The organism is Nocardia higoensis, assembly GCF_015477835.1.
GTDB classification, from domain to species: Bacteria; Actinomycetota; Actinomycetes; order Mycobacteriales; family Mycobacteriaceae; genus Nocardia; species Nocardia higoensis_A.
The window spans coordinates 748,335-769,506 of the sequence record NZ_JADLQN010000001.1; the positions used below are offsets into that span (position 1 = coordinate 748,335).

The 21,172-nt window shown below is 68.0% G+C and carries 23 protein-coding genes; 9 read left to right on the forward strand and 14 right to left on the reverse strand.

What is annotated here, in order from left to right:
* Positions 1–106: 106 nt before the first annotated feature.
* Positions 107–769 carry a response regulator gene (locus IU449_RS03345; protein ID WP_195000477.1) on the reverse strand — a complete coding sequence of 221 codons (663 nt, stop codon included), beginning with the start codon at positions 767–769 and terminating at the stop codon, positions 107–109.
* Positions 770–791: 22 nt separating this feature from the next.
* Positions 792–2,009, reverse strand: a complete 1,218-nt coding sequence (locus tag IU449_RS03350) for a sensor histidine kinase (protein ID WP_195000478.1) — start codon at positions 2,007–2,009, stop codon at positions 792–794.
* Positions 2,010–2,243: 234 nt separating this feature from the next.
* On the opposite strand from IU449_RS03350, the gene fabG reads away from it, so the two are divergent.
* The 3 genes from fabG to IU449_RS03365 all read left to right on the forward strand — a co-directional run bounded on the left by fabG (position 2,244) and on the right by IU449_RS03365 (position 4,017).
* Entirely contained in the window at positions 2,244–3,005 is a 762-nt protein-coding gene (gene fabG / locus IU449_RS03355; protein WP_195000479.1) for a 3-oxoacyl-ACP reductase FabG, read from the forward strand.
* Between the two features lie 134 nt (positions 3,006–3,139).
* Entirely contained in the window at positions 3,140–3,637 is a 498-nt protein-coding gene (gene mscL / locus IU449_RS03360; protein ID WP_267468285.1) for a large conductance mechanosensitive channel protein MscL, read from the forward strand.
* A 146-nt stretch (positions 3,638–3,783) separates the two neighbouring features.
* Entirely contained in the window at positions 3,784–4,017 is a 234-nt protein-coding gene (locus tag IU449_RS03365) for a hypothetical protein (protein WP_195000481.1), read from the forward strand.
* A gap of 441 nt (positions 4,018–4,458) precedes the next feature.
* Here the strand turns inward: IU449_RS03365 and IU449_RS03370 are convergent, their stop codons facing one another.
* Positions 4,459–4,776, reverse strand: coding sequence for a hypothetical protein (locus IU449_RS03370; RefSeq protein WP_195000482.1), 318 nt, complete (start codon positions 4,774–4,776; stop codon positions 4,459–4,461).
* 120 nt (positions 4,777–4,896) lie between these two features.
* Here IU449_RS03370 and IU449_RS03375 point away from each other — a divergent pair, with 120 nt between their 5' ends.
* Positions 4,897–5,550, forward strand: coding sequence for a GNAT family N-acetyltransferase (locus IU449_RS03375; protein WP_228803666.1), 654 nt, complete (start codon positions 4,897–4,899; stop codon positions 5,548–5,550).
* 255 nt (positions 5,551–5,805) lie between these two features.
* On the opposite strand, the gene IU449_RS03380 is transcribed toward IU449_RS03375, so the two are convergent.
* The 3 genes from IU449_RS03380 to IU449_RS03390 form a co-directional block, all read right to left on the reverse strand.
* A complete protein-coding gene (locus IU449_RS03380) occupies positions 5,806–6,606 on the reverse strand; it encodes a class I SAM-dependent methyltransferase (protein WP_324188068.1) in 801 nt (266 codons plus the stop codon).
* 188 nt (positions 6,607–6,794) lie between these two features.
* On the reverse strand, positions 6,795–7,001 hold the full coding sequence (locus tag IU449_RS03385; protein WP_195000484.1) for a heavy-metal-associated domain-containing protein: 207 nt from the start codon (positions 6,999–7,001) through the stop codon (positions 6,795–6,797).
* Between the two features lie 42 nt (positions 7,002–7,043).
* On the reverse strand, positions 7,044–8,450 hold the full coding sequence (locus IU449_RS03390; RefSeq protein ID WP_195000485.1) for an MFS transporter: 1,407 nt from the start codon (positions 8,448–8,450) through the stop codon (positions 7,044–7,046).
* 70 nt (positions 8,451–8,520) lie between these two features.
* Here IU449_RS03390 and IU449_RS03395 point away from each other — a divergent pair, with 70 nt between their 5' ends.
* A complete protein-coding gene (locus IU449_RS03395; protein ID WP_324188069.1) occupies positions 8,521–9,000 on the forward strand; it encodes a TIGR03086 family metal-binding protein in 480 nt (159 codons plus the stop codon).
* 465 nt (positions 9,001–9,465) lie between these two features.
* Here the strand turns inward: IU449_RS03395 and IU449_RS03400 are convergent, their stop codons facing one another.
* Together IU449_RS03400 and IU449_RS03405 are read right to left on the reverse strand one after the other, a co-directional pair.
* A complete protein-coding gene (locus IU449_RS03400; RefSeq protein ID WP_195000486.1) occupies positions 9,466–10,149 on the reverse strand; it encodes an ABC transporter ATP-binding protein in 684 nt (227 codons plus the stop codon).
* Complete coding sequence (locus IU449_RS03405) at positions 10,146–11,234, reverse strand: ABC transporter permease (protein WP_195000487.1); 1,089 nt, start codon at positions 11,232–11,234, stop codon at positions 10,146–10,148. Before IU449_RS03405 ends, IU449_RS03400 begins: the two co-directional genes overlap by 4 nt.
* Before the next feature lie 172 nt (positions 11,235–11,406).
* On the opposite strand from IU449_RS03405, the gene IU449_RS03410 reads away from it, so the two are divergent.
* The 3 genes from IU449_RS03410 (at position 11,407) to IU449_RS03420 (ending at position 13,895) form a co-directional block, all read left to right on the forward strand.
* On the forward strand, positions 11,407–12,618 hold the full coding sequence (locus IU449_RS03410) for a sensor histidine kinase (RefSeq protein ID WP_195000488.1): 1,212 nt from the start codon (positions 11,407–11,409) through the stop codon (positions 12,616–12,618).
* Positions 12,615–13,250 carry a response regulator gene (locus tag IU449_RS03415; protein WP_195000489.1) on the forward strand — a complete coding sequence of 212 codons (636 nt, stop codon included), beginning with the start codon at positions 12,615–12,617 and terminating at the stop codon, positions 13,248–13,250. Before IU449_RS03410 ends, IU449_RS03415 begins: the two co-directional genes overlap by 4 nt.
* A 156-nt stretch (positions 13,251–13,406) precedes the next feature.
* Positions 13,407–13,895, forward strand: a complete 489-nt coding sequence (locus tag IU449_RS03420; RefSeq protein ID WP_195000490.1) for a DUF420 domain-containing protein — start codon at positions 13,407–13,409, stop codon at positions 13,893–13,895.
* A 29-nt stretch (positions 13,896–13,924) separates the two neighbouring features.
* On the opposite strand, the gene IU449_RS03425 is transcribed toward IU449_RS03420, so the two are convergent.
* The 6 genes from IU449_RS03425 to IU449_RS03450 all read right to left on the reverse strand — a co-directional run bounded on the left by IU449_RS03425 (position 13,925) and on the right by IU449_RS03450 (position 20,479).
* Positions 13,925–14,536, reverse strand: coding sequence for a TetR/AcrR family transcriptional regulator (locus IU449_RS03425; protein ID WP_195000491.1), 612 nt, complete (start codon positions 14,534–14,536; stop codon positions 13,925–13,927).
* 107 nt (positions 14,537–14,643) lie between these two features.
* A complete protein-coding gene (locus IU449_RS03430) occupies positions 14,644–15,597 on the reverse strand; it encodes a patatin-like phospholipase family protein (RefSeq protein ID WP_195000492.1) in 954 nt (317 codons plus the stop codon).
* Positions 15,594–17,141 carry a flavin-containing monooxygenase gene (locus IU449_RS03435; protein ID WP_195000493.1) on the reverse strand — a complete coding sequence of 516 codons (1,548 nt, stop codon included), beginning with the start codon at positions 17,139–17,141 and terminating at the stop codon, positions 15,594–15,596. The genes IU449_RS03430 and IU449_RS03435 overlap by 4 nt, the downstream gene beginning before the upstream one ends.
* A gap of 25 nt (positions 17,142–17,166) precedes the next feature.
* Positions 17,167–18,819 carry an AMP-binding protein gene (locus tag IU449_RS03440; protein WP_195000494.1) on the reverse strand — a complete coding sequence of 551 codons (1,653 nt, stop codon included), beginning with the start codon at positions 18,817–18,819 and terminating at the stop codon, positions 17,167–17,169.
* Complete coding sequence (locus IU449_RS03445) at positions 18,809–19,801, reverse strand: SDR family NAD(P)-dependent oxidoreductase (RefSeq protein WP_195000495.1); 993 nt, start codon at positions 19,799–19,801, stop codon at positions 18,809–18,811. The genes IU449_RS03440 and IU449_RS03445 overlap by 11 nt, the downstream gene beginning before the upstream one ends.
* A gap of 6 nt (positions 19,802–19,807) precedes the next feature.
* Complete coding sequence (locus IU449_RS03450; RefSeq protein ID WP_195000496.1) at positions 19,808–20,479, reverse strand: TetR/AcrR family transcriptional regulator; 672 nt, start codon at positions 20,477–20,479, stop codon at positions 19,808–19,810.
* Between the two features lie 419 nt (positions 20,480–20,898).
* Here IU449_RS03450 and IU449_RS03455 point away from each other — a divergent pair, with 419 nt between their 5' ends.
* Positions 20,899–21,153 carry a hypothetical protein gene (locus IU449_RS03455; RefSeq protein ID WP_195000497.1) on the forward strand — a complete coding sequence of 85 codons (255 nt, stop codon included), beginning with the start codon at positions 20,899–20,901 and terminating at the stop codon, positions 21,151–21,153.
* Positions 21,154–21,172: the final 19 nt, after the last annotated feature.

Below are 21,172 nucleotides of genomic sequence, written 5' to 3' on the forward strand. Positions count from 1 at the left end.
CGCAACATCTTTCGACTACGTAGTCCGGCGTAGTCGAGAGCGCGGGCGACGTGGGCTTCGTACGCGAACTCCAGCGATCTCCGGGCAGTCCCCGAGTCCGTGTCGGTCAGGAGACCAGCCCGGTTCGATAGGCGATCACGACGAGCTGCGCGCGATCACGAGCGCCGAGTTTGACCATCGCTCTGCTGACATGTGTGCGCGCGGTGGCCGGGCTGAGGTACAAGGCGGCGCCGATCTCCGCGTTGTTCATGCCCTGCCCGACCAAGGCGAGCACTTCGCGTTCTCGATCGGTCAGCACCGCCAGGCGCTCCCGCGCGGATTCGGCGACCTTGCGCGCAATGGTGATCTGCCCGATGAGCCGACGGGTGACCCGGGGCGCGAGGAGGGCGTCCCCGGCGGCGACCACCCGGATGGCGTGCAGCAGCTCGGTGGGGCCCGCGTCCTTGAGCAGGAACCCGCTCGCGCCCGCCTGGAGGGCGTCGAAGACGTTCTCGTCGGTGTCGTAGGTGGTGAGGATGAGGACCTTGACCTGTTCGAGCCCCGTGGTCTCGGCGATGGCCGAGGTGGCGCGGATGCCGTCCATGCGCGGCATGCGGATGTCCATGAGCACCACATCGGGACGGGTGGCCAGAGCTCGCTCCACGACCTCGGCCCCGTCGGTGGCCTCGCCGACCACCGTGATGTCGTCCTCCAGGTCGAGCAGGACCTTGAAGCCGGAGCGCACCAGATGCTCGTCGTCGGCGAGCAGCACCTTGATCGCGGAGTTCACGGAATCCAGGCAATCACAGCGTTCACAGGCTCGATGCGACCGGGCCGAGCGGCAGGCGCGCGAGCACCTCGAACCCGCCGTCCGGCCGGGGATTCGCCTCGAGATCACCGCCCAGCAATCGGCAGCGTTCACGCATGCCGACGATTCCTCGGCCGGACGCCGCCGTTCCCGTGTCACCGGCCGCGCCGCCGCGAGGGGTGTCGCGGCGGCCCTCGTCGATCACCTGGATGCGTAGTTCGTCGGCGCAGGGCTCGAGCGCCACCGTCACTCGGGTCGGGCCGACATGACGGATCACATTCGTGATCGATTCCTGCACGATCCGATACGCCGCGCTGCCCACCGCGCTCGGCAGCGGCCTGATGGGCGGCGTGTGCTCGAAGACGATATCGAGCCCGGCGTCTTGTGCCTTGCCGGTGAGTTCGTGAATCCGGTCGACCCCGGGGTACGGGCCACGATCGTCGCCCTCACGCAGCACACCGAGAATGGCCCGCATCTCCTGCAGGGCTCGTGAACTGGTTTTCTCGATGGTGCGCAAAGCTTCCCGAGCCTGTTCCGGGCGCTTGTCGAGCACATGCGCGGTGACCCCGGACTGCACATTGATGATGGCGATCGCGTGAGCGACGGTGTCGTGGACCTCGCGGGCGATGCGCAATCGCTCGGCATCGACCCGCGCTCTGGCCTCCTCTTCACGCGAGCGTTCGGCCAGCTCCGCGCGCTGCTGAGCCTCGGCGGCGATAACCCGCCGAGAGCGGACGTTCTCCCCCAGAGCTGTGCTGATCACCGACGCGCCGATCCGGAAGAACACCCAGCCGATCGCTGACACCGGCTCGACATCCGCACCCGCGATCAGCCAGCACACGGACAGGACCGAGATGCCCGCGCCCGCGATGATCAGCGATCGACGACCCTCACCGTAAGCGGCGAGGGTGTAGAGGGCGACGAACAACGCGAGGTAGGACATCCGATCGGGAAAGTCGAAGCCGAAGTACATCACGCTGGCGACCCCGGTGATCACGAATACCGCTACGGGCCTGAGGCGCCGGGCGACGACAGCCAGGCCGCTGATGACCAGCAGGGCGTATCCGATCGCCGAGATCGGTGTCGACGGCGGCTCGACCGGCACGGTGACCATGGCGCCGAGAACCTGTATCACCGTGACGAACAACGCGAGCGCGAGATCGTGCAACCACGTGGGCCGCAGCGGGACCCGAACGCGCTGTTCCAGTATCGCCGCTCGCATTCGGTGATAGTAGGACACCGGCCGCAACACATCGCCCGCTCACCGGCGTGATCGACGACGTCGCACGACGTATCGGCGCACCGCGCTCGTGCGCACTTCTGCGTAGTCGGCCCTGACCGTCGGCGCTTACGGCGCTGCCCGCACCGACCGAGCGGGCGAGCACCCTGTGCGCCGTCGTCGGACAGCGTATGGCGATGATGGTTCGCACGACCCTCAGTGAAAGGACCCCATTCTATGAGCGAGAACACCCCCAAGGTCGCCATCGTCACCGGCGCCGCCCGCGGTATCGGCGCCGCCGTCTCCACCCGGCTGGCCTCGGACGGTTTCGCGGTCGCGGTGCTCGATCTCGACGAGCAGGCTTGCACACCGGTCGTCGAGAAGATCGAGGCCGCGGGTGGCAAGGCGGTCGCGATCGGCGCCGACGTCTCCGACGAGAAGTCGGTCGCCGCGGCGGTGGATCGGGTCGTCCAGGAGCTCGGCGCGCCGGTCGCGCTGGTCAACAATGCCGGCATCACCCGCGACAACCTGCTGTTCAAGATGAGCGTGGCGGAGTGGGACGCGGTCATGAACGTGCACCTGCGCGGCTCGTTCCTGATGAGCCGCGCCACCCAGAAGCACATGGCCGACGCCGGCTGGGGCCGGATCGTGAACCTGTCGAGCGTGTCGGCGCTGGGCAACCGCGGTCAGGCCAACTACTCCGCCGCCAAGGCCGGCTTGCAGGGCTTCACCAAGACGCTGGCGATCGAGCTGGGCCGCTTCGGCGTGACCGTCAACGCGATCGCGCCCGGTTTCATCGACACCGAGATGACCGCCGCCACCGCCGCCCGCATCGGCATGGACTTCGACGACCTGAAAGCCGCCGCGGCCAAGGAGATCCCGGTGCAGCGGGTCGGGCAGCCCGAGGACATCGCCGCGGCGGTGTCGTACTTCTTCCGCGAGGAAGCCGGATTCGTCTCCGGCCAGGTTCTCTACGTCGCGGGCGGACCGCGGGCCTGACTCAGCGGGCAGTGCGAACGGTGCTCCGGCGCGGAGATCGAGTTGCCCGTCGCAGCGCGATGAGGGAGCATCCCTCGCGCCGGAGCCCGTTCGGTACTACCTCAGGTTGGGAGAGATCCGAGTTGTTGAAGAGTTTGCAGGGGTTCAAGGAGTTCCTGATGCGCGGGAACGTCATCGACCTCGCGGTGGCGGTCGTCATCGGCACCGCGTTCACCACCGTGGTGACCGCGGTGACGAAAGGCGTCATCACCCCGTTGCTCGCCGTCATCGGCGGGCCTGACGAGCTGGGCCTGGGTTTCCACCTCGTCCCCGGCAAAGCCGCGACCTTCGTCGAAGTCGGCCCGATTATCACCGCCATCCTGAACTTCATGATCGTGGCGGCAGTCTTGTACTTCGTGCTGATCATGCCCATGCGGCACCTGACCAACAGGTTCGGCACCAAGAAGGCCGCCGAGCCCACCCAGGTCGAACTGCTCATCGAGATCCGCGACCTGCTGGCCCAGCGGGACGAGGCGATCGAGGCCGAGCACGCCGCGAACCAGCGTGTCGAGCGCGAGCTCGAGACCAGCAGCCCTGCCACCGGCACGCCCGCCGACGGTCGTGGCGACGACAAGGTGTCCAGCCGGTACTGACGGGAACTGCCCATCGCGGCAGCCTCCGGGGACTTCCGCCGAATCCCGGCTCGGCGGGTCAGCGGATATTCGGTCCGCCGGATCGGGAAACGGTCCTCACGATCTTCTGGTGAAGTGCTATTGTGCACATGCGGACGCCTCCCAGAGTGAGAGAGTCCCATCGGGCGATAGCTTTACCGGCTGCGGCGCGGAGCTTCGTCGACAAGAAATCGATGAGATGCCGGGAGCTTCGTCGTTTCCTGAAGATCTATTCACCAGAGAACTGGAAAATCCCCACCCGAGAGGGAAATGTCATGCTGAGTGCAGTCATCAGCCTCGGTTCCGCAGCCGCAGTGCTGGCCTGGAGCGCGTTGGCGGCGCTGATCGCGATCATCCTCTGATCGTCTGCCGGTTGAATTCGGCAGTCGGTCGTGAGCATCCTCGCCCCGAAGGAATCAGGGCAGCCGCCTGAGGACCGAAATGTCTATTTTTCCCAGGAGTGATAGACCAGTCGTCCGACAATAGTCGCAACGCAATCAATGCTAAATTATTCTGCATCGCTCGAAACGAATGTGCATACGCCCGCGGTGTGTATATGAATTCGTGCCGTATTTCGATTCGTGCGGCCATTGCCTGCAAGGGTTGATCTATCCGGCGCGTGGTCTCGCTCGACGCGGCCGTGAAGAATCTGAGCGTGTCGCTGCGACGGTCTCGAATGCCGGTCGGGGATCGGGGTGGCCCGCCGACCGACAGCGGCACCGGATCGTGCGGGCCCCACTGCGGCCGCGAATCCTTCGCGGCCGCAGTGGACGATCCGCTCCCGACCGAGAACAGAGGGTAACTTAGTAGCCCGAACGGCCGCACGGGTCGATGGCCGAGCCCGAGGTCCACTCGCACACGTCGCCGAACACGATGGCGAAGGGCAGATTGACCAGAAGGGCGAGAAGCCCGATGACGTTGCCTTGCTGCAGGAAGGCCGACCCCGTCTGTGCGCCTGCGGTGCCCGAATCGATCGCCGACGAGCCTGTTCCCTGGGCGATGCTCGCCAGCGGGCCCGGCGCGGGGGCGGAATCGATCGGCGCGGCCGTGGCGCCCGCCGCGGCGGCGACGAGGGATGCCGCCGCGACCGAGGCGGCGGCGAGACGAAGTTCGGTACGCATCATTGCGCTCCTCTGTAGAAGAATTGTCATTCACATACTAGCGATGACGCACGCGGCTGTACCAGTTATCACGGTGGTGGGTGAGCGGCAGAGGGCCGTCCGGCCGCCATGATGGCAGGCATGAGCCTGGTGCCCTATTGGCCTCTGGCCGGACTGCGACTCCGCACGCCACGACTGGAACTCAGGGTGCCCGGTATGGAGGACCTGGGCATCCTCGCGGGGCTGGCCGCGGAGGGGGTACACGATCCGGCGGTGCAGCCGTTCACGGCGGCGTGGACGGATGCGGAGCCGGACGAGCGTGCACGGCGAGTACTCCAGTGGCACTGGCGCTGCTGGGCCGAATGGCAGGTCGAGGCATGGACCCTCAATTTCGTGGTTCTCCGCGACGGGGTCCTGGTCGGGACCCAGTCGATCGGTGCGAAGCACTTCGCGATCTGCTCCGAGGTGAACACCGGCTCCTGGCTCGGTCGAGTGCACCAGGGGCAAGGCACCGGCACGGAGATGCGTGCCGCGGTTCTGGAACTGGCCTTCGCCGGCCTCGGTGCCGCCTCGGCGGTGACGGGCGCCTTCGAGGACAACGTTGCGTCGTTCGAAGTCTCACGCAAACTCGGATACGAGCACGACGGGGTGGAGGTGCACGCGGTGCGAGGAAAGGCGGCGGTACTGAGACGGCTGCGGTTGACCCGCGCTCGATGGGAGGCGTATCGGAGCGTGCCGGTGGAAATGACCGGGCTGGCGGAGTGCCTGCCGCTCTTCGGGGTTCGAGAAGCCTGACGGCGAACCCCTGTGAGCCGTGGCAGGTCGGTGCGCCGAAAACCTCGAACTCGCCCTGGACGAGCAAGCCGTGAGGTGCCCCGTTCGCGCTGTGGCTGCTGGGGCCGCGGCTCCCCGTCCGCTTCGTCGTCAGCGAGTTGCGCCACATCGGCCCGACCCGCCTCGAGCTGGTGCTCGCCGCCGGGGCCGAACAGGCCGGGCGGGACCTCGCCGCGCCGCCGCCGGCCTGCAAGCTCGGGCTGCGGCGTCCTGCGTTCAGGCAGCGGCGCGGAAGACGTATGCGGTCATCGGGGCGGTGACCGGCCCCGGGCCCAGACGGGTCGTCATCTCCTCGATGACGGTGGCCCGCACGGCCGGTCCGTCGCCACGCTTTTCGAGGTCCGCGCGCACCGGTGTCCCGGTGAGGTACCCGATGGCAAGGTCGGCAGTCGACGCGGCCCGGCCCTGAAGCATCAGCTCCTGCTCGTCCTCGACGGCGAACCCGGCGGTCGCCAGATCAGCGGCCACGACAGCGGGATCGGCGTAGCCGTGCGGAACCGTCTGGAAGAACCGTGGCGGGTCGACCGGAAAGGCTTTCTCGAGCCCGGCCTGCAGCGCGACTTCGAAGCCGTGCGTCCCGAGCGGGCCCCAGGTGTTGAACAGGAACCGGCCTCCTGGGGCCAGCACCCGGCGGACCTCGGTGAAGGCCTCGATGCGGTCGGGAAAGAACATCACGCCGAACTGGCAGACCACCAGGTCGAAGCCTCCGTCGGGGAACGGCAGCCGCTGCGCGTCGGCCTGCCGCCACACCGCGCCCGAGGCCCGGGTCGACCCGAAGGCGACCATGGCCTCGTTCAGGTCGGTGGCCGTCACCTCGGCCGAGGGTGCCGCTGCAAGCAGGTTCGCTGTCAAGACGCCAGTCCCGGCAGCGAGTTCGAGGATTCGCCGAGGGTGGAGTGCTGCCGCCCGGGCGGTCAGATCCTCGGCGAAGGGCCGGAAGACCACCGGCACGAGGTACTGCTCATAGGCCGCCGGCATGGATTCGGACCATCGCCGGTCGGCGTTGATTCCGGTCACCCTCATGACGGTAACATCGCGTCAGGAAACCTCCTCTTACCGCGCGCGGCCGCAGCCACGAAACCGCCATGAGGGCTGGGCAGCGCCAGTTGCGTGTGGCGCGACAAGCGTTGTCGCGCAGCGAGAAATGAAGCGACCCGGTGACCTCCGCCGTGCCGGGTGGAGTGCCACCGGGTCGGTGTTCGTGTTCACTCGGCGAGGTGGAAGCCCGCCTCTTGGACTGCGGTGGCGATCGCGTCTCGTCGGATCAGCTCGGTGGCGGTGACGGTGACCTTGCCTTCGTCCACGTCCACGTCGACGGTGCGGACACCGGCGATCTTGCCGACCTTGTCGCGGACCTTGCCGGCGCAGCACCCGCAGGTCATCCCGGTGACGTCGAGCGTTGTGGTGTTCATCTCGCGTGTTCCTTTCTCGTGGAATCCATTTGGCTGAATCGGCTACACCGCTGGTTCGGTGCGGCGCATGGTCGCCGCGGTAACGCCTGCGCCGGCGAAAGCGATGACGGCCGCGCCGATGAATGCTGCCGAGAACCCATTGGTCAGATCCGGCAGGCTGTCGATGCGGTCCGCGCCGAAGGAAGCGGCGACCGCCGTCATCGCCGCCAGCCCCACCGCGGAGCCGACCTGATAGCTCACGTTGACGATGCCCGAGGCCAGCCCGCCCTCCTCGGGGCGAGCCGCTGAGATGGCGGTGCCCAGCGACGGCACGAAGGCCAGCGACATCCCGGCGGCCGCGACCAGCGAGGCAGGCAGAACGTCCACCCAGAAGTTCCCGGTCGGACGCACCAGCGACATGATCGCCAGACCCAGGCCGAGCACGATCAGCCCGGCCACGATCATCGGTTTGGCGCCGAACCGCTGCATCGCACGCGGTGCCAGCACGATCATGCCGAGCATGATGAGGATGGTCATCGGCAGCAAGGCCGCGCCGGCGGGGAAGGCACTGTAGCCGAGAACCTGCTGCAGGTACAGGTTCAGGAAGAACCACATCGGCACCCAGGCCGCGCCGAGCAACAACTGGGCGATATTGGCCGAGGCCAGATTCGGCGCAGTGAAGATGCCCAGCCGCATCAGCGGCTCCCGCCGCCGCGCCTGGATCAGCACGAAAGCGGCGAGCAGTGCGGCGGCCACGCCCAGCACGCCCCAGGTCTGTCCCGACGCCCACCCGACCTCCGGGGCGCGAACGATGCCGTAGACGGCCGCGGCGAGACCGGCGGTGACCGTCACCGAGCCGAGCAGATCGACGGAGCCGGAACGGGCCGGTGCGTCGGGCATGAGCGCGGAGACCGCGATCAAGGCCGCCAGCGCGATCGGGATGTTGATGTAGAACACCCAGGGCCAGCTGATGTACTCGGTGATGACGCCGCCGAGGAAGACGCCTGCGGTGCCGCCCGCGGGGGCCGCCGCGCCGTAGATGGCCAGCGCCTTGGTCAATTCCCCTGGCGCCGAGCCGAACAGCATCATCAGCAAGGTCAGCGCCGAGGGGGCGATCAGGGCCGCGCCGCCACCCTGGATCGCGCGTCCGGCCAGTTCGGTCGCGGCATTGCCCGCCGCGCCCGCGATGACCGAACCCACAAGCAGGACTGCCCATCCGGCGGCGAAGACGCGCCGTGCGCCGAGCAGATCCGACAGCCGTCCGCCGAGGAGCAGCAGTCCGCCGAAGGCGATGACATAGGCGTTGAACACCCAGGTGAGGTTCTCCTGGGAGAACCCGAGATCAGTCTGCATCTTCGGCAGGGCGATCCCGATGATCGAGGTGTCCATGATGACCATGAACTGGGCGGCGGCGATGACCGCCAGCGCCCACCACTTTCGTGTGGTGGTGGTGCGCGTCTGCGTACTCATGACATTTCCCGTCCTTCCACAATGATTCAGACGGATACCATACCCCCCTAGGGTATCGGCGAGTCAACATGTGCGGGCGTTGGTCAACCACTGGGTGCTCTACTCGTCACACGGACTGGAATGCCGAGCGCAGCGCCGGCCGATTCCCGACAAGCTGACCGAGCGGGACTTCACGGATGCGGCGGATTGGGCCGAAGAGTATGTGGCACAACTGGATCGGGCGGTCCGTGCCTGGTCCGAGCCCGCCGTCTGGGAGGGGGAGATCGACCTCGGCTGGGCCACGATGCCCGCCGCAGACGTGGCCGGAATGCTGCTTGCGGAGCTGGCTCTGCACGGGTGGGACGTAGCCGCCGCAACCGGGCAAGAGTTCCGGGTGTCCGAGGGATCGGCAGTTACTCTCGGGGAGATCGTTGCCGCGAGCGCCGAGGAATACCGCGCCTACAGCATGTTCGCCGCGGCGGTCGAGATCGAAGGCGGCGCGGACCCGTTTTCGCGGTACGTGGCTGCGTCCGGGCGGAATCCGCAGTGGGCCGCCGGTATTCGGGCATGACCAGCAACCTCGTGAAATCCGTGACGGACCGGTGGCGAGTGCTGTTGGACCGAAAGCCGAGGTCGGCGTCGAGCACTGCGGCGGCCGGGTGACCACAAGGGATCAACTGCCGGAGCTGGTCGTCGCCGACGTCGGCGCGTGGCGGGAATGGCTCGACCCGTACCACGACACCTCACCCGGCGTGTGGCTGGTACTTCGCCGACTCCCGCGTTCCCGAACGACCACAACCTCGACCTGTTGGAACGGCGGATCGACATCGACGGTGTCGAGTACGCCGGTGGGGTGCAGGTCATCGGTCCGATGATCGAGGACCTGCACCCCGCTGCGGCTCGCCGGCCTGCTCGAGCAACAGCTCGGCGGCTTCCAGGCGCCGAAGCGAAGCGTCCCGGATGAACGCCGGAAGTCCTCGACGGGCGACTGTCTCTCAACCCCCGACATGAAGCCGCCCGCTCACCGCGCTGCTTCTCAGCGGATCAATTCCGCCAGGCGAAGTCGGCCGTCGTGGACTTCGGCGATCTGGTCGACGGTGGCCAGGAGGGTGCGGTCGTGGGTGACCAGGACGGTGGCAGTTGCCTGCTGATGGGTGAGGCGGATGATCAGGTCGATGACGGCGGCGCCGCGTTCGTGGTCGAGAGCGCTGGTGGGCTCGTCCACGAGGAGGACCGTCGGGTCGTTCATCAGGGCGCGGGCGATATTGACGCGCTGACGCTGGCCGCCGGAGAGCTGGTGGGGGCGGCGGTCGGCCTGGTCGGCGAGGCCGACTGCGTCGAGAAGTTCGATTGCCCGCCCCCGGGCGGTGTGCGGGTTTCGACCGCTGATCCGGGCCATGACCTGGAGTTGTTCGGCGGCGGTGAGGGCGGGCAGCAGATTGGGTTGCTGGAAGACGATGCCGATCTTGTCGCGGCGGAGTTCGGCGAGTTCGCTGCGCGACATCCCGGTGGTGGAGATGTCGTCGAGGGTGACGGTCCCGGAGTCCGGGGTGATCAAGGTGGCCGCGACGGCCAGCAGGCTGGATTTGCCGGAACCGGACGGGCCGACCACAGCTGTCAGATTCCCTCGAGGGACATCGAGACTGACATGGTCGAGGGCGGTCAGGCGGGTGTCGCCGTCGGGATAGGTGAGGGTGATGTCGGTCAGGTTCAGGCTCATCGGGCACTCCCCAGGGCAGTCAGCGGGTCGACGGAGGTGATCCTGCGGATGGACAAGGCGGCTCCGAGGGCGCCGAGCAGGATCATCACGGCGGCCGGGAACAGGACGGTGGCGGGTGTGAGCAGGAACGGCACGGCGGAGCCGATCACGAGTGCCCCCGCGGCCGCGGCGATGCCGGTGCCGAGCAGGGCTCCGCCGACGAGCAGGACGAGCGCTTGGCCGAGGGCATCGCCGAGGAGGCTGGCGGTGGAGGCGCCCAGGGCCTTGAGTACGGCGATGTCGCCGCTGCGCTGAATGGTCCAGACGGTGAAGAAGGCCCCGACGACGAGCGCGGAGATGGCGAACAGGAAGCCGCGCATCAGCTGCAGGGCGCCGTTCTCGGAGGCATAGGAACCGATCGCGGACAGCGAGTCCTCGGGCGAGACCGTCTTGGTGCCGACCTGCTGGTCGATGAGGTCGGTGTCGGCGCCGGGCGCGGTGGTCAGGGCGATGACGGTGGCGGTCGGGCCGTCGCCGCTTTCGGTGGGCGGTGCGGTCTGCTGCCAGATGGCCCTGCTGGTCCACACGACGGGCGTGTGGCTGAAGAATGCGTCGCCCTCGACGGCGGCCACCTCCAGGCCCCGGCCTGCCAGGGCAAGGAAGTCACCGACCTCGACGCCGAGGTTCTCGGCAGCCGCGGTGGACAGCACCACCGTGCTGTCGCTGATCTTGTCGCTGTCCGGGGCGAGGTGAGAGCCGGGTTCGACACCGAAGGCCGAGACCCCGATGCTCCTGTTCCCGGCGGTGGCCTTGGTCGTGGTGATCCCCAGCGGTTCGGCGCTCTCGACACCTGGCGCCTGGGACCATTGCCGCCATTGATGCTCGGTGACAGTGGAGTTGGAATACGAGAGGTCCTGCCCGCCGGTGGGAGCCTGGAAGGCTATCTTGTCGACGGGCAATCCGGTGACCGCCGAGATGTTCTGCTGGCTGAGTCCGCCCGTCAGTCCGGACAGCAATCCGACCAGCAGGGTGATCAGCACGATGACGGCCCCCATCAAGGCGAAGCGCCCCTTGGCGAACTTCAGGTCTCTCCAGGCGACAAACACGGCTTCGGCCCGTCCTTTCCGGCGGTTGGCAGTGGTACGACTCCACTGTCGCGGCCGACCCCTGGTGCGCGCGTCTGGCACAGGACTGCACTCGGCAGGCGGAAAGACGGCATACGGGTTCTAACTTTCGATGGACGCCCGAGGACGTCTGCCTCCGTAACCTGGAATCACTGTGAACGCCGATGCCCCCGTCCTGACCCCGACCCCGCGGGCGCTGGCCTGGTGCCTGCATCTGCTGATCATCGGCTTGCTCGCCATCGCCGCAGGCCGAGCTGTGGCCGATGATGGGCCGCACGCCGGGGCGGCCGTCGTCGCCGCGACGGCGTGCGGCCTGGTATACGCGGTCGGTCCGGTGCTGCCGGGTGTCCGCCGCTCGCGGGGCGCCGCCGCGCTGTGGCTGGCCGCCGTCGGAGCTGTGTGGCTGGTTCTGCTCCTGCTGACCCGTGACGCCGTATGGGTGGCCTTCCCGCTGTATTTCCTCCAACTGCACCTGCTGCCCCGCAGGGCTGGACTGGCTGCGGTGGCGGTCACCGCCGCGGCGGCGATCGCCGGTTTCGCCGCCCACCAGCACTTCTTCAGCCCCGCCATGGCCATCGGGCCCGCGCTCGGCGCCGCCGTCGCGGTCGCGGTGGTCTGGGGATACCAGGCCCTCTACCGGGAGAGCGAAGAGCGCCGCAGACTGATCGACGAGGTCACCGCTACACGCGCGGACTTGGCCGCCGCCCAGCACATCGCCGGTGTCCTGGCCGAACGCGACCGTCTGGCCCGCGAGATCCACGACACGCTCGCCCAAGGTCTCTCCAGCATCCAGTTGCTGCTGCGCGCTGCCGAACGAGCACTGCCCGTGGCGCCGGAGAACGCGGCCCGCTATATCGACCAAGCACGGCAGGCCGCCGTGGACAACCTCGCCGAGGCACGTCGCTTCGTCGCCGCTCTGACCCCACCCACCTTGGAAGGCACCACCCTGGCCGGCGCCCTGGAACGCCTGTGCGGCACTACCAGCACCCGGCACCAGATCACCGCACGGTTCCACCTCGTCGGCGATCCCACCCCGCTGACGACAGCCCAGGAGGTCGCGTTGCTGCGCATCGCGCAGTCCGCCCTCGCCAACACCGTCCGCCACGCCGAGGCCACCACGGCCGAGGTCACGCTCAGCTACCTCGACGACCATATCGCTCTCGACGTCATCGACGACGGACTCGGCTTCGACCCCGACCAGCTCCCCGACCCCGACCCCGACGCCGGCGGATTCGGGCTACCGTCCATGCGCGCCCGCGCCCGAGCCCTCGGGGGCACCGTCACCGTCGAATCCACTCCCGGCCACGGCACCGCGGTGGCCGCCCAGCTGCCCATCCCGTCAATCGAGACCGAGGCCCGGCCGTGACCGACACCCCCATCCGCCTGCTTCTGGCCGACGATCACCCCATCGTGCGGGCCGGACTGCGCGCCGTGCTGGAAACCGAGCCCGACCTCGTCGTCATCGCCGAAGCCGCCACTGCCCAGGAGGCGATCATCCGCGCCGCCGAAGGTGACATCGACGTCGTGCTGATGGACCTCCAGTTCGGCAAGGGCATGGGCGGCGCCGAAGCAACCGCCCAGATCACCGCCCGCCAGGGAGCGCCCCGGGTGCTGATAGTCACCACCTACGATTCCGACGCCGACACACTGCCCGCCATCGAAGCAGGCGCGACCGGCTACCTCCTCAAGGACGCCCCACCCGAGGACCTGGCCGCCGCCGTACGCACCGCGGCTGCCGGACGCACCACCTTGGCGCCCACGGTCGCCGACCGGCTGATGAACCGACTACGCGCGCCGAGCACTGCCCTGACCAGGCGCGAGACCGAAGTCCTCACCCTGGTCGCCGACGGACTGTCCAACCACGCCATCGGCGCCCGGCTCCACCTGACCGAGGGCACGGTCAAATCCCATCTGGCGCGCATCTACACCAAGCTCGACGTCGACTCGCGAACCGCCGCCGTCGCCGCCGCGACCTCCCTGGGCTTCATCCGCCGCTGACCTCGGTGCTGGCATCACAGCGATACCGGCCGCCCGGGCCGCACCGAGGGCTCTCCCCGATCACGGCGGCCGGGCAGTGCTAGGGTCGCAATCCGGCGAATCTTCCCGACATCGCGTCGGGAAGATGGTCTCTGTAGAGAGGTGAAGGAACCGATGATGAACGAATTCCCCGGAGTCGACGGATTCCTCGGCACGAGGGCGTCGTGGTCGATGGACACCATGGTGCTGGTGATGGCGGTCGTGGTCGCCGTGCTGGCGTGGAGCGTCTACCAGGCCAAGGCGAAGCGAAAGTTCGTCATGCACAAGAGAATTCAGATCTTGCTGGCGATGGGCCTGTTCGCCGCGGTGGTCCTGTTCGAGATAGATGTGCGCTTCAACGGGTGGCAGGATCGTGCTGCCGGCGTGGTCGACGGCACGGCATCGGCCGCGGTCTGGACAGCGCTCGCCATCCACCTGGCGTTCGCTGTGTTCTCGGTGGCGTTGTGGCCGGTGGTGATCATCCGGGCAGCGCGCAACTTCGGCGCGACCCCGCATCCGGGAGCGCACAGCGCATGGCACCGGCGATGGGCGCCGATCGCCGCGATCGGCATGACCCTCACAGCGGTGACGAGCTGGGTGTTCTACGGGCTGGCCTTCGTCGCCTGACCAGGCTGCATCGCGCCCCAGCGGACGGGTCAGCCTTCGGCCGGCGGCACCGTGCCGCGCGAAGTCCGAAACCGCTGTTCGAGATAGGGCGTGAGAAGTTCTTCGACGCGAGCCCGGACAGTGCTCGGGTCGCTACCGGCATCGACCATGTTGGTCGCGGAGTGCACGATCGCGTTGATCAGCTCCGCGGTGATCTCCGGGTCGGCAGCACCCAATTGACCGAGCGTGGTGACCAGTGGCGTCTTGAGCTGGTCGTGTAGTTCACGTGCGCGATCGGCGAGTTTGTCGCCCGGCAGTGCTGTCGCCAAGGCCCGCACGATGGCGTGTTCACCTTCGCTGACGAGTTCGATGTTGGCGGCGGCGTAGGCGAGGACCCGGTCGGCCGGGTCGCCGACCTCCGCCATGCTTTGCGTGATCCGCGTCGACCAGCGGGGGAGCGCGTCTTCCAAGACCGCGATCAACAGGTCGTCTCGCGAGCGAAAGTACTGGTACACGCTCGGGCGAGCCAATCCGGTGCGTGCGGCGACCTGGGCGAGAGTGGGAATCTGCCCATTGGTCAGCATGCCGCGGGCCGCGTCGAGAAGAGATCGGCGCTGCGCCGCATGATGTTCGGCAACGGTAGCCGCTCGGATCTTCGGCACGACGCCGGATGCCTCCTCGATGCGGTTGTACTGATCGGCTGGCTATGTTACCGACGTCGGTGGGTCACAACGTGGACCCGGCCGACGGCATCGAATTTCCCGGGCTGTCACAAGTCGGGACGTGAGCGTTCCCCTCGAGTCGTGCCCGTGGCCAGGGCGGCCGAGACAGTCGCACGGGCGGTGTGCAGCGCGGCGGCGAACGCGTGGTGACGAGTTCGGCGATTCATGAAGTTCGCCGACAGGTGAGCCAGATCGGTGGCGCGCGGGCATATCGCGATCACCCGGGTACCGCGGGCTGCCACGGTGTCGATCTCGGCGGTGAGGGTGTCGGTCATCGGCCGTCGCAGGCACCGGTCCTCGAGGAAACCGCCGATGCCCGGGATGCGGGCACGGTCCGGTGATGCCATCGGTGCGATGAGATAGATCTCGTCGAAGCCGTGGTCTGCCAACAGATCCAGCGACGCGGTCGAGGCCGCGCCGCCATCGACATACGTGCGACCACCCACGGTGACCGGGGGCATCCATCCCGGCACCGCCCACGACGCCTGCAAGGCGGTCGCCGGCGACACCGCGGGCGCGTCCGGGGCCCCGAAGGCAACCCGCCGGCCCGTCTCGATGTCGACGGCGACCATGCGCGCGGCGGGATGGTCGAGCCAGGGCGAGTTACCGGTGTATGCCTCGGCCAGCCGCGCCAGCCAGCTCGCATCGCCACGCCCGATCGGCGCGATACCGGCCAGGGCGGTCAGACCGCGCTGGGAGCGCAGCAGACCAGGGTTCAGTGGCCGCGGGAACGGCACCGGTGGCAGGGGCGGTGGTGCGGCGTCGTGGTGGGCGCGCAATCGTCGGTCGTGGGCGGTGCCCTGCTGCATGCCGACCAGCTCGGCAACCGAAACCCCGCTGGCGAGCAGGGTGACGATTTCGGCGCCCGCCGAGGTGCCTTGCATCAGGTCCGCTGTGCGCGGATCCCAGCCCAGTTGAGTGGACAAAGCGTCCAGAGCCGCCACGATCCAGGCGGCGCCGATGGTGCCGCCGCAGCCGATCACCAATGCGCGCGAGGTCATCGGCGAGAAGCCTTCCGGCCCAGAGCGGGCGCCGACGCCGGGGCGCTGTGCTCGGGAGCGTGGCCTCCGATGCCGTCGGTGACAACGCGGAGATAGAAGTCGCGGTCATCTGGTTCGGTGAGCATGGCGGTCATCGTGGCGCGGTCGAAGGGCAACAGGTCGATGGTGTTCTGGTCGGTGAAGTACCAGGAGTTGCAGCCGGTGTTCCACACCGTCGGCCCCATTGCCTCGGCGACAGCGTCGTTGAACCGGGTGGTGGCCGCCTCGGTGACTTCCACGGTGTCGAATTCGCCCGCGGCGAACCGGTGCAGCCAGCGCGTGATGTAGCGGGCGGTCAGTTCAGCCGAGTACTGCAGCGAGATCGTGCCGGTCGGCGAGTTCGGGCCGAGCACGGTGAACATGTTCGGGAACCCGGGAATCGCGGTCATCCGGTAGGCGCGCGGGCCGCCGGCCCACGCCTGGTCGATGGTGAGTCCGTCACGGCCGCGCAGGTTCATCGGCCGCATGTAGTTGTGTGGGTGGAAACCGGTCGCGAAGACGATGAGGTCGATGTCGTGTCGGCGACCGTCGGCGGTGCGGATTCCGGTCGGGGTGATCTCGGTGATCTTCTCGGTCACCAGCTCGGCGTTGTCGGCCTGGATCGCCTGGTAGTAGGTGCCGGAGACGACCTGCCGCTTACACAGCGGCTCATGATCCGGCGTCAGCGCCTCCCGCAGCGCCTTGTCGCGCACCTGGACGCGCAGCGACAACTTCGCCAACTGCTGCAGCGTTCGCCGCCGCCAGGTCGGGCGCAACGCGACATCGGCGAGGATGCCCGAGGCCCACAGCGCCACCGCGTACACCCGCTCGTGCAGCGCGGGCGAGGCCGCGAGCACCTTGGTCACCAGCCCGGATTGGGCCACGCCCATCGGCGCCCAGAGCACCCATTGCGGGGTGCGGGTGAACTGGGTCAGCTTCGCCGCGTGCGGCTGCAGCGCCGAAACCACCTGCACGCCGGTCGAACCGGACCCGATCACCGCGATCCGCTTGCCCGCGGTGACTATCGCGTCGTCCCAGCGGGCGGTGTGCACGACAGTCCCCTCGAAGCTGTCGAGCCCGGGCAGGTCCGGGGTGAACGGGTGATGCAGGACCCCGGTCGCGGCGATCACGAAATCGGCGTCGTGGACGCTGCCGTCGGCGACACCGACCCGCCAGCGGAGTCCGTCGAACACCGCATCGGTGACCTCACTGTCGAGCCGCAGGTGCGCGCGCAATCCGAAGCGGTCCACGACCTCGGCGTGATAACGCTGTATCTCCGGTCCGGTGGCCCAGATCCGGCTCCAGTCGGGTTTCGGGGCGAAGCCGAACTGGTAGAGCTGCGAGGGCACATCACATGCCAATCCCGGGTAGCGGTTCCAGAACCACACGCCACCGACATCGGCTCCCTTCTCCAGGATCACGAAATCGTCGAAACCGGCCTCCTTGAAGGTGACCGCTGCCGAGATCCCGGCGACACCGGCACCGATGATGATGATCTTCGGCTTGCGAATCGGTTTCGTTGTCATCAGTTTTCGCCTTTCGAGCAGAGATTCAGGACTCGGATGCCGCGTGCAGTTTCGCCCGCAACACCTTGCCGCCGGCATTGCGCGGGATCTCGTCGAGCACAACGAACCGTTTGGGCACCTTGTAGCGTTCGAGGCCGGCGCGCACATGTGCTTTGAGCGCGTCCTCACTCGGCGACCCGGCCTCGGGTCCGAGCACAACGAAGGCATGGAGGACCTGCCCGAACTCGGCATCGGGCACGCCGATCACGACGGCGTCGGCGATGTCGGGGTGGGCGGCGAGACGATCTTCGACCTCGCCGGGGAAGACATTCTCCCCGCCGGAGACGATCATGTCGTCGGCTCGACCGTCGATGAACAACCTGCGCTCGGCATCGAAATGGCCCATGTCCCCGGTGTTGACGTGCCCGTCGACGACTTCTTTGGTCGAGACCGTCGCCGTGGGGTCGGGGGTGTAGCCGGTGTATTCCAGGCCGCTGCGCACGAAGATCTCACCGATCTCACCCGTGGCGGCTTCGGAGCGGTCGGCGCGCAGGATCCGCACCGACACCCCGAGTGCGGCACGGCCGATCGTGGCGGGTGCGGCGACCAGATCGGCGGGGGTGGCGACGGTGACCATTCCCGCTTCCGTCGAGCCGTACCCGTTGACCACGATCGGACCGAAAGCCTCGATCAGCCGCGAGATGACGGTCGGCGAAATCGGTGCCGCACCGGTGACCATGATCCGCAGATGCCGTCGGGCCGCAACGGCATCAGCCGCCCCGGCGGCGGTGAGCAACCGCTGCAGCATCACCGGCACCGCGAGCACCACGGTGACTTCGTGGCGGGCGATATCGGCCAGCGCGGTCGCGGCATCGAAACGACGCCGACAGATCGCGGTTCCGCCCAGCGCCAGCGGACCCATCAACGACAACAGCCCGAATCCGTGGAACATCGGCGGTGCCACCAGCACCCGGTCGGTGGACCGCAGCCGCACGATCGCCATCGCGGTCGCTGTGAGCGCCACGATCGCGGTAGGTTTCACCGCTCGAGGCACCCCCTTCGCTTGTCCGGTCGTTCCCGAGGTCAGCAGTGTCAACCTGACCGCGTGACGCACCCGCGGCGGCGCCGGATGACTGCGGGCGGCCAGATCGTCCAGCGTCGGCAGGCCGGCGAGATCGGCGTCCGGTTCGCGCCAGGCCAGCACCCTGACCCCTGCGAAATCGGCGTCCGCCACAGTGGCGGCGTATTCGTCGTCGTAGATCAGCAGATCTGGGTTGTGCCGGGCCAGGATCGCTTGCAGCTGTGGGGCGGGGAGTTCGGTGTTGATGAAGATCAGCTCCGCGCCCAGCTGTGCGCCCGCGGCCAGCGCCTCGGCGAACCCGCGGTGGTTGCGGCAGATGATGCCCACCGACCTCGGCGGTGCCGGGCTCGCGGCGAACAGGGCCGCGGCGATCGCTTCGGCCCGCTGCTGCAACTGCCGGTAGGTCAGCTGCCCGGAGTCGTCGATGATCGCCACCTTGTCCGGATGACGAATCGCGCTCGCCGCCAGCAACATCGCCGGCGTCGGACCGTACCGGTAGAAGCTGCGCGCCAACGCCGCGGCCTTGCGCGGGCCGACCGGCGCCAACATTCCCGAGGCGAGGACCGCCGGGATCGCCGAACCCCACCGACGCAGATGGTGACTCAGTTCAGCGGGCATCGGTGCGCACCTGTTTCCGGTCGTCGCCGGTGGCTTCGGGAACCGCCGCCGAGGCCGGTGCGGGCGAGCGCAGCCGCGACAGCGAGGCCTCGGTATCACCGAGATTGCGGAAGATCCGTTCGACGAGCAGTTCGAACGGCCACCGGAACACGGCCGCGTTGATCGCCGAGGGGAACCCGTAGAGCGGGGTCATCGTGCGCGGCTTCTCGACCACCGCCTTGGCCAGCACCTTCGCCGCATCATCGGGAGTCTGACCGGGCAGCACCCGCATCCAACGGCTCGGCGCACTCATCCGCGTGTGCAGCAAACCACCGTAGAACGTGGTCAAGGTGACCCCGTCTGCTCGTGCCTCCATCCCGACAGCACGCATCCACCAGTCGAAGGCCAGCTTCGACGACAGATAGAAACCCCACTTCGGGGCGGTGGGGAACATGATCGCGACCGTGGAGACATTCACGATGTGACCACTGCCGCGCGCCCGCATTCCGGGCAGCAGCGCCAGCGTGAGCCGCATCGGCCCGAGATAATTCGCACCCGTCGTCGCGGTGATGTCCTTGGGCCGGTCATAGGACAGATGAATCGAACGACGCAACGACTTGCCCGCGTTGTGGATCAGCACATCGACCTCACCCAGGTCGAAGCGCACCGCCGCGGCGAACTCGGCGATCGACTGCTCATCGGTCAGATCCAGCCGGTACGGGTAGGCCTCGCCCCCGGCAGCATTGATCTCCTCGGCCACCTCGAGCAGCCGGTCCATCGATCGGGCGGCGATCACCACGCGCGCACCGGCCGCGGCGAACCACCGCGCGGTAGCCTCCCCGACGCCGAACGACGCCCCGGTGATCACCACCACCTTGCCCTCGACCTCGCGGCGCAACGCGGCTCGGCTGCGCAACCCGCGCGGCCCGATGACCCACGCGACCGCCCGCGCCAACGGTGTCTCGACGATCCGCGAAGGACCGGTGGGCAGAACTCCAGACATCAGTGATCACTCCGTCGTATTCGACATGGTGGACAAGGAGCCGAGGAAAGCCAGGGCTCGAGGATCTGCGAGGGCGGCGTCGATGGCCCGCTGGGTCAGCTCGATACTCGGGTCGGTGCGCAACGCGGCCAGGATCGTGCCGAACATGGTGCCGACCACCAGTTCCTTGACCTGGTCACGACCGATCGCGCGGGTGCGCATCCAGTGCAGCACCAGACCCTCGATGAACGACACGAACCCGCTGATCGCCGCACGCAACACTGGTGAGGATTCCGATTCGCTCACCTCGACGACCAAGGCATCGGTTACCCGGTCCCGGTGACGGTCCCGGATCTGGCGCACCTCGGCGTCAGCCACGTCGGCGAACAGCGCCTCGAACGCACGCGGCTGATACTCGGCTTCGTCGAGCAACCGATCGATGCCACGATTCAACCGATCCAGCGCCGGCCCACGCATGGCCAGCAGATACCCCCAGAACTCCTCGGCTGCCTGCTCGAGAACCGCGAGGTAGAAGCCGCGCTTCCCGCCGAAGTGATAGCTGATCGACCCCGCGGCCACCCCCAGCGATCGCGCCAGATCGACGATGGATACCTCTTCGTAGCGATCACGGCTGAACGCGGCCTTGCCCGCCGCCAGCAGTGCCGCGCGCGAGGCCTCGCCGCGCCGGTTGCCGACCATCGCACCTCCAGGATTTGAATCCGATTCAATAACTCGAAGCGTAGGTGTCCCGGCGGAGCGGGTCAAGAAGTTTTTGAACAGGATTCAAAGATGTGTCGCGGTGCGAAGGGCGCGCACGCTCGCGACCTGCAGTCCCGCGCGGCGCTCGGCCACTCGGCCGATGTGCCGCGCGGGGCCGTGGGTGATCGATCTCGTGAAGGACGAGCCCGGCCGGCCCGTCGTGGTAGTCGGTGCTGACAAAATCACCTGTGACGTTGTGGTTTCGACGGTGGCGTGCAGCATCCCACACCGAACTCCTCGGCATCGCGCACCGCTCTGCAGTTTCTCCCTCCAGACGTGGTCGGTCGGGGGCTGGCTATTCGGCCCATGCCAGGGCCGATGTTGCCGGTTGGGGCGCGTTCGATGCCGGCCACCACGACATGGCGAGGCGATACTTCCAGCTGGCTCTGCACTGCGCCGAGCAGGCGGACGACTGGGGAATACGCGCGAATGTGCTGTCGGATATGGCGCGGCAGGCGATCTACGTCGATCACCCCGACGACGGACCGAGCCTCATCGAGCTGGCCCAAGTGCGTCAGGACCGGCAGACTCCGACTGTGCGGGCGATGCTTTCGACTGTCCATGCCAGGACACTGGCGAAAGTCGGCCGTGGTGACGACAGCTACCGGGCTTAGGCAAATGCGCTGGCTGTCT

Excerpts from the sequence above, each read along its gene's own strand:
- IU449_RS03435 (WP_195000493.1), bottom strand. The coding sequence starts at position 17,141 with ATGACAACGAAACCGATTCGCAAGCCGAAGATCATCATCATCGGTGCC.
- IU449_RS03400 (WP_195000486.1), bottom strand. The coding sequence starts at position 10,149 with ATGAGCCTGAACCTGACCGACATCACCCTCACCTATCCCGACGGCGAC.
- fabG (WP_195000479.1), top strand. The coding sequence starts at position 2,244 with ATGAGCGAGAACACCCCCAAGGTCGCCATCGTCACCGGCGCCGCCCGC.
- IU449_RS03450 (WP_195000496.1), bottom strand. The coding sequence starts at position 20,479 with ATGGTCGGCAACCGGCGCGGCGAGGCCTCGCGCGCGGCACTGCTGGCG.
- IU449_RS03390 (WP_195000485.1), bottom strand. The coding sequence starts at position 8,450 with ATGAGTACGCAGACGCGCACCACCACCACACGAAAGTGGTGGGCGCTG.
- IU449_RS03455 (WP_195000497.1), top strand. The coding sequence starts at position 20,899 with ATGGCGAGGCGATACTTCCAGCTGGCTCTGCACTGCGCCGAGCAGGCG.
- IU449_RS03375 (WP_228803666.1), top strand. The coding sequence starts at position 4,897 with ATGAGCCTGGTGCCCTATTGGCCTCTGGCCGGACTGCGACTCCGCACG.
- IU449_RS03420 (WP_195000490.1), top strand. The coding sequence starts at position 13,407 with ATGAACGAATTCCCCGGAGTCGACGGATTCCTCGGCACGAGGGCGTCG.
- IU449_RS03370 (WP_195000482.1), bottom strand. The coding sequence starts at position 4,776 with ATGCGTACCGAACTTCGTCTCGCCGCCGCCTCGGTCGCGGCGGCATCC.
- IU449_RS03440 (WP_195000494.1), bottom strand. The coding sequence starts at position 18,819 with ATGCCCGCTGAACTGAGTCACCATCTGCGTCGGTGGGGTTCGGCGATC.
- IU449_RS03350 (WP_195000478.1), bottom strand. The coding sequence starts at position 2,009 with ATGCGAGCGGCGATACTGGAACAGCGCGTTCGGGTCCCGCTGCGGCCC.
- IU449_RS03385 (WP_195000484.1), bottom strand. The coding sequence starts at position 7,001 with ATGAACACCACAACGCTCGACGTCACCGGGATGACCTGCGGGTGCTGC.
- IU449_RS03445 (WP_195000495.1), bottom strand. The coding sequence starts at position 19,801 with ATGTCTGGAGTTCTGCCCACCGGTCCTTCGCGGATCGTCGAGACACCG.
- IU449_RS03430 (WP_195000492.1), bottom strand. The coding sequence starts at position 15,597 with ATGACCTCGCGCGCATTGGTGATCGGCTGCGGCGGCACCATCGGCGCC.